This is a genomic window from Micromonospora sp. NPDC049662, from assembly GCF_040675055.1.
In the GTDB taxonomy this organism is placed as follows: domain Bacteria; phylum Actinomycetota; class Actinomycetes; order Mycobacteriales; family Micromonosporaceae; genus Micromonospora.
Genome location: NZ_JBFAOC010000003.1, coordinates 139047 through 155248, shown reverse-complemented (window position 1 = coordinate 155248; position 16202 = coordinate 139047). Strand labels below are relative to the sequence as shown.

General features: G+C 71.3%; 15 protein-coding genes. 9 read left to right on the top strand and 6 right to left on the bottom strand.

What is annotated here, in order from left to right; genetic code table 11:
- Nucleotides 1-4: 4 nt before the first annotated feature.
- Nucleotides 5-1057, bottom strand: coding sequence for a hypothetical protein (locus tag AB0J36_RS03865; protein ID WP_357129006.1), 1053 nt, complete (start codon nucleotides 1055-1057; stop codon nucleotides 5-7).
- Between the two features lie 241 nt (nucleotides 1058-1298).
- Between AB0J36_RS03865 and AB0J36_RS03860 the strand changes: the two genes are divergently transcribed.
- From AB0J36_RS03860 to pstB, 7 genes are all read left to right on the top strand, one after another.
- Complete coding sequence (locus AB0J36_RS03860) at nucleotides 1299-2018, top strand: response regulator transcription factor (RefSeq protein WP_357129003.1); 720 nt, start codon at nucleotides 1299-1301, stop codon at nucleotides 2016-2018.
- 182 nt (nucleotides 2019-2200) lie between these two features.
- Nucleotides 2201-3034: a polysaccharide deacetylase family protein gene (locus tag AB0J36_RS03855; protein ID WP_357172413.1), complete on the top strand. Its 834-nt coding sequence runs from the start codon at nucleotides 2201-2203 to the stop codon at nucleotides 3032-3034.
- An 87-nt stretch (nucleotides 3035-3121) separates the two neighbouring features.
- Nucleotides 3122-4048: a mycothiol synthase gene (gene mshD, locus AB0J36_RS03850; RefSeq protein ID WP_357128997.1), complete on the top strand. Its 927-nt coding sequence runs from the start codon at nucleotides 3122-3124 to the stop codon at nucleotides 4046-4048.
- Between the two features lie 213 nt (nucleotides 4049-4261).
- Nucleotides 4262-5371: a phosphate ABC transporter substrate-binding protein PstS gene (gene pstS, locus AB0J36_RS03845; protein WP_357128994.1), complete on the top strand. Its 1110-nt coding sequence runs from the start codon at nucleotides 4262-4264 to the stop codon at nucleotides 5369-5371.
- Between the two features lie 41 nt (nucleotides 5372-5412).
- The gene (gene pstC, locus AB0J36_RS03840) at nucleotides 5413-6507 is read left to right on the top strand and encodes a phosphate ABC transporter permease subunit PstC (RefSeq protein ID WP_357128991.1); all 1095 of its coding nucleotides are present in this window, start codon (nucleotides 5413-5415) and stop codon (nucleotides 6505-6507) included.
- Nucleotides 6504-7592, top strand: coding sequence for a phosphate ABC transporter permease PstA (gene pstA / locus AB0J36_RS03835; RefSeq protein WP_357128988.1), 1089 nt, complete (start codon nucleotides 6504-6506; stop codon nucleotides 7590-7592). The genes pstC and pstA overlap by 4 nt, the downstream gene beginning before the upstream one ends.
- 17 nt (nucleotides 7593-7609) lie before the next feature.
- On the top strand, nucleotides 7610-8386 hold the full coding sequence (pstB, locus tag AB0J36_RS03830) for a phosphate ABC transporter ATP-binding protein PstB (RefSeq protein ID WP_099848932.1): 777 nt from the start codon (nucleotides 7610-7612) through the stop codon (nucleotides 8384-8386).
- A gap of 36 nt (nucleotides 8387-8422) precedes the next feature.
- On the opposite strand, the gene AB0J36_RS03825 is transcribed toward pstB, so the two are convergent.
- A complete protein-coding gene (locus AB0J36_RS03825) occupies nucleotides 8423-9256 on the bottom strand; it encodes an NUDIX hydrolase (protein ID WP_357128985.1) in 834 nt (277 codons plus the stop codon).
- Between the two features lie 232 nt (nucleotides 9257-9488).
- Between AB0J36_RS03825 and AB0J36_RS03820 the strand changes: the two genes are divergently transcribed.
- Nucleotides 9489-10457, top strand: a complete 969-nt coding sequence (locus AB0J36_RS03820) for a Gfo/Idh/MocA family oxidoreductase (protein ID WP_357172419.1) — start codon at nucleotides 9489-9491, stop codon at nucleotides 10455-10457.
- Nucleotides 10458-10508: 51 nt separating this feature from the next.
- Here AB0J36_RS03820 and AB0J36_RS03815 read toward each other — a convergent pair whose 3' ends face one another.
- The 4 genes from AB0J36_RS03815 to AB0J36_RS03800 all read right to left on the bottom strand — a co-directional run bounded on the left by AB0J36_RS03815 (nucleotide 10509) and on the right by AB0J36_RS03800 (nucleotide 13787).
- A complete protein-coding gene (locus tag AB0J36_RS03815) occupies nucleotides 10509-11516 on the bottom strand; it encodes an inorganic phosphate transporter (protein ID WP_357128979.1) in 1008 nt (335 codons plus the stop codon).
- A gap of 4 nt (nucleotides 11517-11520) precedes the next feature.
- A complete protein-coding gene (locus tag AB0J36_RS03810) occupies nucleotides 11521-12147 on the bottom strand; it encodes a DUF47 family protein (protein WP_355050883.1) in 627 nt (208 codons plus the stop codon).
- Between the two features lie 127 nt (nucleotides 12148-12274).
- Nucleotides 12275-13225, bottom strand: coding sequence for a PPK2 family polyphosphate kinase (locus tag AB0J36_RS03805; RefSeq protein ID WP_357128975.1), 951 nt, complete (start codon nucleotides 13223-13225; stop codon nucleotides 12275-12277).
- Nucleotides 13226-13280: 55 nt separating this feature from the next.
- Complete coding sequence (locus AB0J36_RS03800) at nucleotides 13281-13787, bottom strand: DUF402 domain-containing protein (protein WP_357128972.1); 507 nt, start codon at nucleotides 13785-13787, stop codon at nucleotides 13281-13283.
- A gap of 100 nt (nucleotides 13788-13887) precedes the next feature.
- Here AB0J36_RS03800 and AB0J36_RS03795 point away from each other — a divergent pair, with 100 nt between their 5' ends.
- Nucleotides 13888-16077, top strand: coding sequence for an ATP-dependent DNA helicase (locus AB0J36_RS03795; protein WP_363660096.1), 2190 nt, complete (start codon nucleotides 13888-13890; stop codon nucleotides 16075-16077).
- Nucleotides 16078-16202 lie beyond the last annotated feature (125 nt).

The following is a 16202-nucleotide window of genomic DNA, read 5'->3' as shown; positions in this document are numbered from 1 at the left end:
GGGCTCAGAGGAAGAGCATGCACATGGCGTACGCGGCGGGCGCAGCCAGGGCGAACCCGCCGAGCGGCCCCTGCATGTGCCGGGCGACCCACATGGTGGGCGGCTCTCCGGCCATGAGGCGACCTGCCTCCGCGTACCCCACCGCGAGGTCGGTGAGGACGGCGGTGACGGCCGCGACCAGGCCGATCACCGCGGCCCTGGTCGGGGTGAAGGGTGCTACCAGATAGCCGCCGAGCAGCGCGCTGACCAGCGTGCCCACCATCGCGCCGCCGACGACGCCGGCCGCGCCCCGGGGCACCTGCGGGGCCAGCCGGGGCCACGGCAGCACCGCGTCGGTGAGCCGGGCGACGGTGAGCGCGACCCCGCTCGCGGTCAGGCAGACGGTGATCGCCTGGGTGCCGGCGGGGATGCGGCTGAGCACGATCAGGGTGCCGAAGGCCACGACGCCGACCACGATGAGCAGGGTGGCGCCGAGGGAGTCGGTGACCCGGACCCGGTCGACGCGGCGGACCAGTTGGCCGAGCACGGCGGCGAGGAAGCCGCCGACGGCCAGGTAGCCCAGCGGCGCCAGGCCGGCGATGTCGCTCCGGACGGCGGCGACGTCGGCGGCCGCGGCGACGGCGGCGCTGATCCCGCCCACCAGCAGCAGCGCCGGTGGGCGCATGGCCATCGTCCAGGCGAGCACGAACAGCAGTTGGACGCCGAAGACGATGACGGCGAACGGCAGGCGGTGACCCGGGCCCGACGTCTGCGCGCCGAGCACCAAGCCCACGCCGAGCAGCGCGGCGAAGCCGGCGATGGTCAGCGCCAGCGGGCGGTGCACCTCGACCGGAGGGACGACCTCCTCCTCCGGCTCGTCGGTCTCTTCCTCGGTACGACGGGCCGGCTCACCGGCGCGGCGGGCCCGGCGCGGTCCACCTCCACGGCGCTCGCCGTCGGCGACAGCCGGCCCGGTGCGCGGCGCGGGTGGGTGGCCACGGGTCGGAGCGGCCGGACCCGGACGGGGTCCGTCGGTCCACGAGTCGCGGCCGGCGTCCGGCGAGGTGGAGGGAAACACGCCCCGATCGTGCCAGATCGACCGCCCGGTGCAGTGGTCGCGGGTTTCAGTAACGTTAAAACCTGTGCCACGATCAGGGGCAAGCTAGACAAACGGGAAATGGCCTGACGGTGCAGCCGAGGCGATCGGCTACGCTCAACGCGTTACCCGCCCGTCAGCGACGCCGGGACCACGCAATTTCTCAGCGCACTCCCTCACGAGTGTGTCTGGTCGCGTGCGGCGATGCGCCGCCGGGACGGAGGTGATCGTGGAAATCCTGCTGCTGGTGACTGCGCGCGCAGGCGAACCGTCGGCTGTGTTGCCGGCTCTCGACCTGCTGCCACACTCGGTGCGCACCGCGCCGCGCGACGTCCGCACCCTTGTTGCCGGGCCCAGCCCCGACGCGGTGCTGGTGGACGCCCGGTCGGAGTTGAGCGAAGCTCGGGCGACCTGCCGGATGTTGCACGCCACCGGGCTCGGGGTGCCGCTGGTCGCGGTCGTCACCGAGGCCGGCCTGATCGCGCTGAACGCGGACTGGGGCGTCGATGACGTCATCCTCGCCTCGGCCGGTCCCGCCGAGGTGGAGGCCCGGCTGCGGCTCGCGGTCGGCCGCCTGAGCAACGCGACGGCCGGCGCCGGCGGCTCGATCCGGGCCGGGGAACTCACCATCGACCCGGACACGTACGCGGCGAAGCTCAAGGGCCGCCCGCTCGACCTCACCTACAAGGAGTTCGAGCTGCTGAAGTTCCTGGCCCAGCACCCGGGCCGGGTGTTCACGCGCGACCAGCTGCTGCGCGAGGTCTGGGGATACGACTACTTCGGCGGCACCCGGACGGTGGACGTGCACGTCCGACGGCTGCGCGCCAAGCTCGGCTCGGAGTACGAGTCGATGATCGGCACGGTCCGCCAGGTGGGCTACAAGTTCGTCGTACCCCCGTCGCGTTCGCTGCCGGAGACGGAGCACGCGCCGTTGCCCGTCTAGCTTCGCCCGATTCCCCATATGCCCCTTTTGCGCAGCTTGGCAGTCCTATTCTGACTGCCGGGTTTGTCGCAAAAGGGGGCAAGGGTGCGCGCAGGTAACACGGGGGCGACGGGCCGGGGGCTCCGGCCGACCGGGTGGAAGCCGTGACGCGGGTCAGCTCGACCGCGCGCGTGGCAGGGATCGTGACAGTGGTGGTGGCGGCGCTGCTCGGCTCCGCGTACGTGCTGGGCCGTAGCCTCGTCCCGGACCAGACCCGGCAGCACGCCACGGGCGTCACCACCGACGCCACCGGGCCCCACTACGCCGACCAGCCTCCCGAGCAGCCGTCGACCGAACACCCGAGCACCAGCCAGAGCGCCGCCGGTCCCGCCGAGGCCAGCCAGGACGGCACGGGCCGGGACGCCGGGGGCGACAAGCTGTTCGGCGCCCACACGGACACCGGCACCGCCCGCCTCGCGCTGACCTTCGACGACGGGCCGGACCCGCGCTACACCCCCCAGGTCCTCGCGCTGCTGCGCGAGTACGACGTCAAGGCCACGTTCTGCGTGGTGGGCGAGAACGCCCAGGACCACCCCGACCTGATCCAGGCGATCGTGGCGGACGGCCACACGCTCTGCAACCACTCCTGGCACCACGACGTCTCGCTGGGCAACCGGTCCGCCGACCAGATCCGCACCGACCTGATCCGCACCAACGAGGCCATCCGGGCAGCCGTGCCGGACGTCCCGGTCGTCTGGTACCGCCAACCCGGCGGCGCCTGGACCTACCCGGTGGTGTCGGTGTCCCGGCAACTCGGCATGACCCCGCTGCACTGGTCGGTGGACCCGTCAGACTGGCAGGCGCCCGGAGCCAACAAGATCGCCACCACGGTGCTCACGCAGGCGCAACCCGGGGCGGTCGTCCTCATGCACGACGCGGGCGGCGACCGGCAGGGCACGGTCGACGCGCTGCGCCGGATCCTGCCCGAACTCACCGCACGGTACGAGCTGGAGGCGCTGCCCACCGACCCCACGTGAGGCGGCCACCTTCCTCGGGCGACGGGTCCGGGACGCTACTCGGGCGACAGTCCGGGACGCGCCTGACGCAACGGCTACGGTGACGGGATGAGCAGCGCGGAACCGACCAGCGACCAGGTCACCCGGACCGACCGACTGTCCCCCGCGGAGATCGCCGGCGTACTGGCCCTGGCCCGAACGGCGGGCGACACCGACGGCGCGGACCCGCTGGACGAGCACGTCCTGCTCCGCCTGCGTGACGCGGACGCTCCGGCCGTACACCTGCTCGCCCGCGCCGACGACGGCACGCTGACCGGGTACGCGCACCTGGACACCACCGACCCGGTGGACGGGATCGGTGTCGAGTTGGTGGTGCACCCGGCGTACCGGCGGCGCGGCACCGGCCGCGCGCTGGCCCGGGGTGTGCTCGCCTCGGCGACCGGACCGCTGCGGGCGTGGGCGCACGGCGACCACCCGTCGGCGGCGGCGCTCGCCGTGGACCTGGGGTTCGCCCGTGCGCGGGTGCTCTGGCAGCTCCGCCGACCGTTGGCGGCTCCACTGGGCGAGCCGCGCCTGCCCGACGGGGTGGCGCTGCGCGCGTTCCGGCCGGGGGCGGACGACACGGCGTGGCTGGCCCTGAACGCGCGGGCCTTCGCCGAGCACCCCGAGCAGGGCCGGTGGACCCCGGACGACCTGCGGCTCCGCCTCGCCGAGCCGTGGTTCGACCCGGCCGGCTTCCTGCTCGCCGAGGAGACCTCGACCGGTCGACTGCTCGGCTTTCACTGGACGAAGGTGCACGAACGGCCCGGGTCGGCCCGGATCGGCGAGGTGTACGTGCTCGGGGTGGAGCCGACCGCGCACGGCGGCGGCCTGGGCCGGGCGCTGACCACGGCGGGGCTCGCGTACCTGCGGGACAGGCGGGGCCTGGACCGGGTGATGCTCTACGTCGACGACTCGAACACCGGGGCGGTCGCGCTGTACGAGCGGCTGGGCTTCGCCCGGTGGTCCGCGCACATCAACTACCACCTCGGCTGAGCGGCAACGGGCACTGAAGTGCCCCGGTTCACTTAACGGACAACTCACCCTCAGCGAGCGGTCACCTCGGGGGCCGGACCTGTTCACCCTGCGTTCACTTGCGACCGGCGAACCGGCTACCTGGCACTTCTAACTTTCGTGTCAGCCGGTCAGTGCCGGTCCTCGGGCCCCGGGATCGGGGCGCCAAGTCAGACGCGAAGGGAAACCCCTCAGGTGAAGCTCCAGCGGTACGGCACTATTGCCTGCCTCGCTCTTGCCGCGACGCTCGGCCTCAGTGCATGCGGCTCGGACAACAACGAGCCCACTTCCGGCGCCAGCGCCTCGGGCTCCGCCGCCGCGGTCGACTGCGGTACCGGCACGGTGAACGCACAGGGCTCGTCGGCCCAGAAGAACGCCATGGCCGAGTGGATCAAGGCGTACCAGCAGAAGTGCGCCGGCACCACCATCAACTACGAGGCTTCCGGTTCGGGCGCCGGCATCCAGGCGTTCATCGCCGGGACCGCCGACTTCGCGGGCTCCGACTCCGCGCTCAAGCCGGAGGAGCAGCCGCAGGCCGACGCCAAGTGCGCCGGCGGCAAGGCTCTCAACCTGCCCATGGTGATCGGCCCGGTCGCGGTCGTTTACAACGCCGGCAGCGGCGTGGACAACCTGCAGTTCAAGCCGGCCACCCTGGCGAAGATCTTCGCCGGCAAGGTCACCAAGTGGGACGACCCGGCCATCAAGGCGGACAACCCGGACGCAAAGCTTCCGTCCGCCGCCATCCAGACGGTCCACCGCTCGGACGAGTCGGGCACCACCGACAACTTCACCAAGTACCTGTCGAAGACCGCCGAGTCGGACTGGACCTTCAGCAACGCCAAGGCGTGGAAGGCCCCGGGTGGTATTGGTGCCGCCAAGTCCGACGGTGTGGCCAGCAAGGTCAAGAGCACGGTCGGCACGATCAGCTACGTCGAGTGGTCGTACGCCGAGAACTCCAGCCTGAACATGGCCAAGGTGCAGAACGGTGCCGGCGAGTGGGCCGCGCTGACCGCTGAGTCGGCCGGCAAGACCATCGCCGGGGCGAAGATCGAGGGCCAGGGCGACGACCTCAAGCTGTCGATCGACTACAACACCAAGGAGGCCGGGGCCTACCCGATCGTCCTGGCGACGTACGAGGTCGTCTGCAGCAAGGGCCTCGCGGCCGACAAGCTGAAGCTGGTCAAGGGTCTGCTGAGCCACGCCGCCAGCGCTGAGGGCCAGAACTCCCTGACCGACCTCGGCTACGCCCCGCTGCCCGAGACGGTCCGCACCAAGGTCGAGACCGCGGTCAAGAACCTCTCCTGATCCGAGACCACCACACCTCCGCAACCGAATCGAGCGAGCAGATGGGTGAAACCCCTCACCGCTCGGCCGACGCCGGCACCGGTGGGACGCGCGTGACCCAGAGTCACGAGTGGCCCGCCGGTGCCTCGGCGCGTGTGGCCGAGGCACCAGTCAGCACCCGTTTCCCGGGCGGCACCGGGCTGGGCGGCGGCGGCGACACGCTGCCCCGAAACCGGAAGTTCGGGGCCGAGCGGGCCTTCCGTGGCCTCACCCTGGCTGCCGGAACGACAGTGTTGGTCATCATCGTGGCCATCGCGGTCTTCCTGATCGCGAAGGCGATCCCGGCCCTACGCGCCAACTCCGCGAACTTCTGGACCTTCGAAGGCTGGTTTCCGAACGACAACCCGCCCACGTTCGGCATCGGCGCTCTCGCCTTCGGCACCGTGCTCACCGCCACCCTGGCGCTGCTCATGGCCGTACCTGTGGCAATGGGCATCGCGCTCTACCTCTCCCACTACGCTCCGCGCAGGCTTGGCAACAGCCTCGGCTTCCTGATCGACCTGCTGGCTGCCGTACCCAGCGTGGTGTTCGGCCTCTGGGGTCGCGACTACCTCATCGGCCCGGTGTCGGACCTCTCTGTCTGGCTCAACAAGTACTTCAGCTGGATCCCGATCTTCGGCGGCGACGGCCCCTACGGCAACTCGATCCTGCTCGGTTCTCTGGTACTGGCCATCATGATCCTGCCGATCGTCACCTCGCTCACCCGCGAGGTGTTCCTCCAGACGCCGAAGGCCAACGAGGAAGCCGCCATCGCCCTGGGCGCCACCCGTTGGGAGATGCTCCGCACTGCGGTGCTGCCGTACGGCCGTCCCGGCATCATCGCCGCGGTCATGCTCGGCCTGGGCCGAGCGCTGGGCGAGACCATCGCGCTGGCGTTGACCCTCGGCTCCACCTACGCCATCTCGTTCAACCTGCTCGAGTCCGGTGGTAACACCATCGCGGCCAACATCGCCAACCGATTCGCCGAGGCGAACGAGACCGGTCGGGGCGCCCTGATCGCCTCCGGCCTCGTGTTGTTCGCGATCACCTTGATCGTCAACATCATCGCGCGGGCGATCATCTACCGCCGCCGGGAGTTCACGGAGTCCGCCGCATGACCACAACCGTCACCTCCCACCGCACCCGGCCGCCGGCCCAGCCGGCTTCACTGCGGGCCCGGCGGCTGCCCTGGTACGCCGCACCGGTCATCGCCGTGGCGGCCCTCGCACTCTCCGCCGTGATCGTTTACGGCGGAGACATCGGCGGCCCGGTCCTCGTCGTCGTCCTCGGCGCGATCCTCTACCTGGCCGGGCTCTTCGCTGCGGCCAACGTGGTCGAGGGGCGTCGATCGGCCCGCAACCGTACCTGGAGCGCGCTGATCCACTCCGCGTTCGTGCTGGCGGTGCTGCCGCTCATCTCGGTCGTCTGGACGCTGGTCAGCAAGGGCACCGAGCGGCTGGACGGCAACTTCTTCCAGACCTCGATGAACAACATCGGGGCCCGGGACGCCAACGGCGGCGCGTACCACGCGATCATCGGCACGCTGGAGCAGGTCGGCATCGCCACCCTGATCACCGTCCCGCTCGGCATCCTCTGCGCCATCTACATCGTCGAGTACGGGCGGGGTCGGTTCGCCTTCGCGATCCGGTTCTTCGTGGACGTCATGACGGGCATCCCGTCGATCGTCACCGGCCTCTTCGTGCTGGCGTTCTGGGTGCTGATCGTGTCGCCCTGGTTCAACGACGGCCGGCCGAGCTTCTCCGGCTTCGCCGCCGCGCTGGCCCTTGCCGTACTGATGCTGCCCACGATCGTCCGGTCCACCGAGGAGATGCTCCGCCTCGTGCCGGCCCCACTGCGCGAGGGCGCATACGCGCTCGGCGTACCCAAATGGAAGACGATCCTGCGGGTGGTCCTGCCGACGGCACTGCCCGGCATCGTCACGGGCGTCATGCTCGCCATCGCCCGCGCGGCCGGCGAGACCGCGCCGGTGCTCCTGGTCGCCGGCGGCGGCGCCGCGATCAACTTCAACCCCTTCGAGAACAACCAGTCGTCGCTGGCCCTCTTCGTCTACCAGCAGGCCGGCGAGGCGTCGAAGTATTCGCCGGCACGGGCGTGGACCGCGGCACTCACCCTGGTCGCCCTCGTGCTCATCCTGACGATCGCGGCGAAGCTGCTGGCCCGTCGCAACAGGCTCAGCCGATGAACCCCGGAGGTACCACCATGGCCAAGCGCGTCTCCGCCTCGAACGTCACCGCGTACTACGGCGGCTTCAAGGCGATCGAGAACATCAACCTGACCGTCGAGCCGAAGACCGTCACCGCTCTCATCGGGCCGTCCGGTTGCGGCAAGTCGACGTTCCTGCGGTCGATCAACCGGATGCACGAGGTGCTGCCGGGGGCCCGCGTCGAGGGCAGCCTGACCATCGACGACCAGGACATCTACGACCGGGACGTGGACGTCACCGCGGTCCGGCGCACGATCGGCATGGTCTTCCAGCGGCCGAACCCGTTCCCGACCATGAGCATCTTCGAGAACGTGGTGGCCGGGCTGAAGCTCAACGGGGTCCGCAAGAAGTCGATCCTGGAGGACGCGGCCGAGAAGGCCCTGCGTTCGGCGAACCTGTGGGACGAGGTCAAGGACCGCCTCGGCAAGCCGGGCGCGGGCCTCTCCGGCGGTCAGCAGCAGCGGCTCTGCATCGCCCGGACCATCGCGGTCGAGCCGCAGGTCGTGCTGATGGACGAGCCCTGCTCGGCCCTGGACCCGATCTCCACGCTGGCCATCGAGGACCTGATGTTCCAGCTCAAGGACAAGTTCACGATCATCATCGTGACCCACAACATGCAGCAGGCCGCCCGGGTGTCGGACCGGACCGCCTTCTTCTCGATCGAGAAGACCGGCGACCCGGGCCGGCTGATCGAGTACGACAACACCCAGAAGATCTTCAGCAACCCGAGCGTGAAGAAGACCGAGGACTACATCACCGGCCGCTTCGGCTGAGCCGCCGGACTGCACTCGACGACGCTGGCGGCGGGCTCAGCTCAGGACGAAGCGGGGCTCGCCGTTCGGCGGCAGGTCCAGGCGTGGGGTGACGGGGGTGGCGGCGTCGCGATCCGCCGCCGCGCTTGCCACTCCCGCCAGGTCGCCGGCCGCCGCAATCTGGGCCAGCGTTACCAGGGTCGGTGGCAGCATGGTCAGCTCGCCGGCCTGGGCCCGGGCCAGCGCGTCCGCCGGCCGGATCCACAGCGTGTGGTCGGCCTCGCCGGAGACGTCGCGGGTCCGCTGTCCGGCCGGCAGCAGGGCCACGAAGAAGTACGTGTCGAAGCGGCGCGGCTCGAACTCCGGAGTGATCCACCGGCTCCAGGGCAACAGCAGATCAGACCGCAGGGTGAGTCGGCGGTCGGCGAGCAGTGCGGCGAAGCCCAGCCGACGCCCCTCCAGGTCCTGCCGGGCCGTCTCCCAGTCGTCTCCGCTGACGTCACCCACCACCGTCGCCGGGCCGGGCCCGGCGAGCAGCACACCCGCCTCCTCGAAGACCTCCCGGGCGGCAGCGCAGACCACCGCCTGGGCGGCGTCCGCGCCCACTCCGAGCCGCCCCGCCCAGTCGGTCGGCGTCGGCCCAGCCCAGTCCAGGTGCGCGTCGGAGTCGGAGCGGTCCACCCCGCCGCCGGGGAAGGCGTACATCCCGCCGAAGGTCATGGCGGCGACCCGGCGGATGACGTACACCTCGAAGTCGGTGTCGGTCGGACGCAGCAGCAGCACGGTGGCCGCGACCCGCGGCGTCGCCGGGCTGCCGCCCTCGGCCTGGAACCGGCGGGCGTGCTCGACCAGGGCGGCCGGCGCGGCGAAGCCGTCGCTGTCGATCGTCATGCCCGCGAGCCTAGTGTCCGGCCCCGCTGTCGCCGGGCGAGCGTCAGGCGACGAGGCAGCCGGCTCGGTGCGACCGGTCGCCGCCGCGAGCGTGATGACTGTGTGGCATCAATATGCCGCACAGTCATCACGCTCATCGCGGCGTCAGGCCCGGGACCACCGCACCGCTGGCCGGGCAGAGACGGGCTGGGCAGCAGCGGGCCGTTCAGCTGGCTCGGCTAGCGTTCGACGCATGACTCGTTGGGGCATCCTGGCCACCGGCCACATCGCCAGCCGTTTCGCCGAAGACCTCCGGCTGGTGCCGGACGCCGAACTGGTCGCGGTCGGCTCCCGCTCCGCCGACAGCGCGCGGCGGTTCGCGGACACGTACGGCGCGCAGCGGGCGTACGGCTCCTGGGTGGGGCTGGCCGCCGACCCTGAGGTCGACGTGATCTACGTGGCCACTCCGCACGCCGCGCACCACGAGGCGGCGCTGACCTGCCTGACCGCCGGCCGCGCGGTGCTGCTGGAGAAGCCGTTCACCCTCGACCTGGCCACCAGCACCGAGCTGGTGGACACCGCCCGCGCCGCCGGGGTCTTCCTCATGGAGGCCATGTGGATGCGGACTAACCCGCTCATCCTCCGCGCGGTCGAGCTGATCGCCGAGGGCGCCATCGGCACGGTGCGCAACGTGCGGGCCGACTTCGGGGTGGCCGGGCCGTTCCCGCCGGAGCACCGGATGCGCAACCCGGCGCTGGGTGGGGGCGCGCTGCTCGACCTGGGGATCTACCCGATCAGCCTGGCGCACCTGCTGCTGGGCGTGCCGCAGCACATCCGCTCCTGGGCGCACCTGGGCCCGGAGGGGACCGACGAGAACACCGGCATCCTCCTCGGGTACGACAGCGGGGCGGTGGCCACGCTGAGCTGCGGCATGGTCGGCGCGAGTTCGTTGGCTGCCTCGATCACCGGCAGCGCCGGCCGTATCGACCTGCCGGAGCCGTTCTTCCGGCCGGCCTCGCTGACCCTGTACCGGGACGGCGCCGAGCCCGAGACGATCACCGCCGAGGAGGCCGGCAACGGCTACCAGTACGAGGCGATCGAGGTGGGGCGCTGCCTGGCCGCCGGGCTGACCGAGAGCCCGCTGGTGCCGCACACCACGACCCTCGAGGTGATGACCCTGCTGGACACGGTCCGGGAGCAGATCGGCGTGCGTTACGAGTGAACGCGAAACGGCCCCCGGACAGCCGGGGGCCGTTTCGGGCACGCGGACCGGTCAGCCGAAGAGCGGCCGGACCAGCAGGTAGGTGACGCAGGCGATCAGCGCGGCCGCCGGGAACGTGATGATCCAGGCGATCACGATGTTGCCGGCGACGTTCCAGCGGACCGCGGAGAGTCGCTTGGTCGCGCCCACGCCCATGATCGCCGAGGTGATCGTGTGGGTCGTGGAGATCGGGGCCTTGAGCACCAGGGCGTTGAAGTAGAGCACCGCGCTGGCCACCGTCTCGGCCGCGAAGCCCTCCGGCGGCCCGAGGTCGATGATCTTACGACCCAGGGTGCGGATGATCCGCCAACCACCGGCGTACGTGCCGAGGGCCAGCATGGTGGCCGAGGTCCAGAAGACCCAGCCCGGGATGTGGGTCTTGCTCTCCTGGAAGCCGCCGGTGTAGAGCGCCAGCACCACGATGCCCATCGTCTTGGCGGCGTCCTGCATGCCGTGGCCGACCGACATGGCGGCGGCGGAGACGGTCTGCGCGTGGCGGAAACCCCGGTTGAGCTTGCCCGGCTGACCCTTACGGAACAGCCAGAGGATCGCCAGCATCAGCAGGTAACCGAGGGTGAGGCCGACGATCGGCGAGAGCACCATCGGCAGGATGACCTTCTCGCCGATGTTGCCCCACTGCACGATGCCACCGCTGGACAGCAGGGTCGCGCCGACCAGGCCGCCGAAGAGCGCGTGCGAGGACGACGACGGCAGGCCGAAGTACCAGGTGATCAGGTTCCAGGCGATGGCGCCCAGCACCCCGGCGAAGACCACCCCGAGGCTGCTCACCCCCGTGGGGAGGGTGACCAGGCCGTCGCCGACGGTCTTCGCGACGCCGGCGCCGAAGTGGGCGCCGATGAAGTTGCCGACCGCGGCGAGGCCGAGGGCGATCCGGGGTGTCAGCGCGCGGGTGGAGACGCTTGTCGCGATCGCGTTGGCGGCGTCGTGGAAGCCGTTGGTGTAGTCGAACGCCAGGGCCACCGCGATCACCGCCAGGACGGCGATGAGTTCGGTAGACACCGGTTCAGGACTCCTTGACCGCGATGGTCTCGACCGTGTTGGCCACGTGCTCGAAGGCGTCGCAGGCGGCTTCCAACTCGTCGGCGACCTCCTTCATCTTCAGCACCGTCAACGCGTCGTACTCGCCGGAGAAGAGCCGGACGAGGAGCTGCCGGTTGATCCGGTCGCCCTCGTTCTCCAGCCGGTTGCACTCGATCCAGTAGTCCTCGAGATCCTTCATCGACTGCAGCCGGGGCATCGCCTCGGCCGTCAGCTTGGCCTGCTGGTCGAGCACGTTGACCATCTCGTGCAGTTCGCGGGGCAGCGCCGGCAGCTCGGTGAGCCCGTACAGGTAGAGCAGGTCGCCGACCGCCTCCAGGTGGTCCATCACGTCGTCGAGCAGCGAGCCGAGCCGGTAGATGTCCTCCCGGTCGAAGGGCGTGATGAAGGTCGAGTTGATCTTCTTGTAAAGATCATGCGTGATCTGGTCGCTGTCGTGCTCGACCTCGGTCAGTCGCTCGCTGACCGACTGCACGTCGACACCGGGCAGGGCCAGTTCGTTCAGCAGCGTGGTGCCCCGGACCAGGTTCTGCGCGGCCCTGGTGAAGAGCTCGTAGAAGGCGCCCTCGGTGGGGCGGAAGGAAAACTTCACAGCACAGACCTCGTCGCGTCGGTGGAAGGGTGGCGGCGTCCGTGGGCGTCCGCTCGGTGAATGCTAGGAAACGCCAGATCCGCAAATTCGCCGGCCCACCCCTGGTCGGACCACATTCACCGCTCGTTCACCTAGTGTTCATCTCGGGCGTCCCAGCCGTCCCCGCTCCCCCAGCAGCCAACCGCTCGCGCTCGTGCGCCACGTCGAAATCGGCAGGCGGATACCCCAGCCGGAGCGTGTCGAACGTCTCCTTCAGCAGATGGGCCACCGCCCAGTCCCGGTACCACTTACGGTCCGCCGGCACCACGAACCACGGCGCGGCGTCCGTGCCACACCGGCTCAGGGCCTCGGCGTACGCGGCCTGGTAGTCGTCCCAGTGCGACCGGGAGTCGACGTCCGACGGGTTGTACTTCCAGTGCTTACGCGGGTCCGTGAGCCGTTCCAGCAGCCGCTCGCCCTGCTCGGCGTACGAGATGTGCAGCATCACCTTGATCACGGTCACGCCATCCTCGGTCAACTCCCGCTCGAAGGAGTTGATCTCGTCGTACCGGGCCCGCCAGATCGCCTCCGGCACCAACGCGCCGACCCGGGCGATCAGCACGTCCTCGTAGTGCGACCGGTTGAACATGCCCACGTACCCCGCAGGCGGCAACTCCCGGCGGATCCGCCACAGGAAGTCGTGTTGCAACTCCTCCTCGGTCGGCGGCCCGAACGAGCGGATGTGCAGGCCCAGCGGGTTCATAGCGCCCGCCACCCGCTTGATCGTGCCGTCCTTGCCACCGCAGTCCATCGCCTGGAGCACCAGCAGCACCCGGTGCGCGGGACGCGTCGACCCGGCCTTCGCCATCGCGAACAGCATCTCCTGCTGGCGGCCCAACTCCTCGCCGATCAGCTCCACCTGCGCGCGGGCCCAGGTCTTGCGGCGTTCGCCCATCTCCTCGGCGGCCGGCAGGCCGGGCGTGGACCGGGGATCGATCGCGGCGAGATCCACCGGAGCGGTGACCCGCAACAGATCCCGCACGGACCCACCGCGCGGCGTCACGATCCGACCGCCCTGCTCCTGCCGGGATTCGCTCATCTGAGGATCATCGCCCACCCGCGCGCCATCCGCCCGGCGAGCCCGACGCGCCGGCTCAGACCACCAGGGCCAACCACTTACGGTACGAGGTGGCGAACGGTTCGGTGCCGTCGCCGAGAGCGCCGTACAACCACCGGGCCGCCGCCTCGGCCTCGACCACCACGTCGTCCGGGTAGCCGAAGCGGGCCCGGTGCTCGGCGAACTCGTCCTCGTCCAGCAGCTCCACCACGCCGGTGGCCCGCCGGCGGACCACGTCCAGGTCGAGATCGATCAGGTGGACGGTGTCGTCGGACTCCCAACGGGCCGGAGTGGCGATGTCGCAGTAGACCTCGCTGGTGCGCGGCGGGGGGTTGAACATGCACGTCCACCAGGCGTGGTGCGGCACCAGCAGGACGAAGGGGATCTTCTCCACCGACGGCCGGCCGTGGTAGACCGACTCGGTGCCGAACGGGACGCCGAGCCAGACGCCGAGGTCGTCCTCGGCGAGGCGGCGGGCCGGGTAGTCGCGGTGGGCGCTGCCGTCGTACTTGCGGTAGATCACTCGGACCACGTCGCTCGGCATGATTCGCACCCTAACCGATAGCGCCCACACGTCGTAGTGCCGCCGTAACCGGACGGCGCCGGCCGGCGGAGCCGACGGCGGGTACGCGCCACGCGGGCGGATGGGCGCGGTCGGTGTCGGCGGCGACGGGTACCGTCGCACGGTGACTCCGCCCCGCACCGCCACCGGTTCCGCCACCCCCTCGGCCCGTGGCGCAGGCCGGCGGCGGGGCGCCCGGCCCAGCGGCACGGAGCTGCTCGCGGCGGCGGTCGGCGCGGTCCCCGGCGGCACCGCGCGGCCCGGCCAGCAGCAGATGACCACCGCCATCGAGGATTGCGTGACCAGCGGCGAGCACCTGCTCGTGCAGGCCGGCACCGGCACCGGCAAGTCACTGGCCTATCTCGCGCCGGCCCTCACCGTGGACGGCCCGGTGGTGGTCTCCACGGCCACGCTGGCGTTGCAGTCCCAACTCGTCGACCACGACCTTCCCCGACTGGCCGACGCGGTCGAGCCGCTGCTCGGCCGCCGGCCCACGTTCGCGGTGCTCAAGGGTCGCCACCACTATCTCTGCCTGGCCCGACTGGACAACTCCACCGCCGACGAGCCGGAGGACACCCTCTTCGACGCCCCGGCCACCCGCCCCGGTGGCGGCACCAAGTGGCTCGGCGAGGCCGGCCGGCTGGGCAAGCAGATCGAGCGCCTGCGTGACTGGGCCGAGAAGACCGACACCGGCGACCGCGACGAGCTGGACCCGGGCGTCGACGACCAGGCGTGGCGGCTGGTCTCCATGCCGTCGCGGGAGTGCGTCGGCGCGACCCGCTGCCCGTTCGGCGCGGAGTGCTTCGCCGAGGCGTCCCGGGCCCGCGCCCGCGAGGCCGACATCGTGGTGACCAACCACAGCCTCCTCGCGGTGGACATGCTGGCCGAGCGGCACATCGTCCCGCCGCACAAGCTGCTGATCGTCGACGAGGCGCACGAGCTGGCCGACCGCGTCTCCTCCGCCGCCCAGGCCGAGCTGGTGCCGGAGATGATCGACCGGTCCACCCGGCGGGCCCGCCCGCTGCTGCGCCCGGAGACGGCCGACGCGCTCGTCGCCGCCGGTGACGCCCTCGCCGTCGGGCTGGCCGAGGCGCCGGCCGGTCGCCTCACCGCCGGTCTGCCGACCCCGTTGCGCGAGGCGTGCACCCTGCTCGACTCGGCCACCCGCGCCGCCCTGGACGCCATCGGCGACATCAAGTCCGACGACCCGGATCCGGTGCGCAAGCAGCAGGCCAAGGCCGCGATGGACGACCTCTCCACCACCGCCCAACGGCTCCTCGAAGAGGCCGACCACGACGTGGCCTGGGTGGAGAAGAACGACAGCGGCAACCGACGGGCACTGGTGGTCGCACCGCTGTCGGTCGCCGGCACCCTCGCCGCCCACCTGTACGACGAACGCACCGTGGTCGCCACCTCGGCCACCCTGGCGCTCGGCGGTCGGTTCGACACGGTGGCCCGCGCCCTCGGCCTGGACGCGCCGCCGGTTCCGGCGTCGCCCGCCGCCGCCGCGCAGGCCGCCCGCACCGGCGCGGGTCGCCCGGCCGCTGAGGCACCGGGCCGCCGGCTGGCCGACGCCACCACCATCCCGGCGACCGAGGGGCCGGGCTGGCGCTCGCTCGACGTGGGCTCGCCGTTCGACTACGCACGGCAGGGCATCCTGTACGTCGCCGCGCACCTGCCCCGGCCCAGCGTCTCCGGGCTGCCCGACGCGGCCGGTGAGGAGCTGCTCGGGCTCGTCGAGGCGCTCGGTGGTCGTACTCTGGGGCTCTTCTCCTCCCGGCGGGCCGCGACGCAGGCGGCGGAGCTGCTGCGCGCGCGGACCGACCTGCCGGTGTTGTTGCAGGGCGAGGAGGCGCTGCCGCTGCTGGTCCGCCGGTTCCGCGAGGAGCGGTCGAGCTGCCTGTTCGGGGTGATGTCGCTCTGGCAGGGGGTGGACGTGCCGGGCGACGCCTGCCAGCTCGTGGTCATCGACCGGCTGCCCTTCCCCCGGCCCGACGAGCCGCTCGCGGCGGCCCGCGCCGCCGCCGTGGACGCGGGCGGCGGCTCCGGGTTCGCCGCCGTCAGCGTGCCGATCGCCGCGGTACGCCTCGCGCAGGGCGTGGGCCGGCTGATCCGAGCCACCGGCGACAAGGGGGTCGTCGCGGTGCTCGACTCACGCCTGGAGACCGCCCGAGGCTACGGACCCTTCCTGCGCCGTTCCCTGCCCCCGTTCTGGTACACGACCCGCCCCGAGGTGGCCCGCGGCGCCCTGAAACGCCTGGCCACCACGTAAAAGCCCGCGCCCCGGACTCGGGCCCCGAACTCCGCGCCGATCTTGCAGTTTCGGTTGCCGATATGGTGCTTTTGGGCCCTATTGTCACCACCGAAAGTGCAAGATCGCGGAGTCCGGGGGTGGGG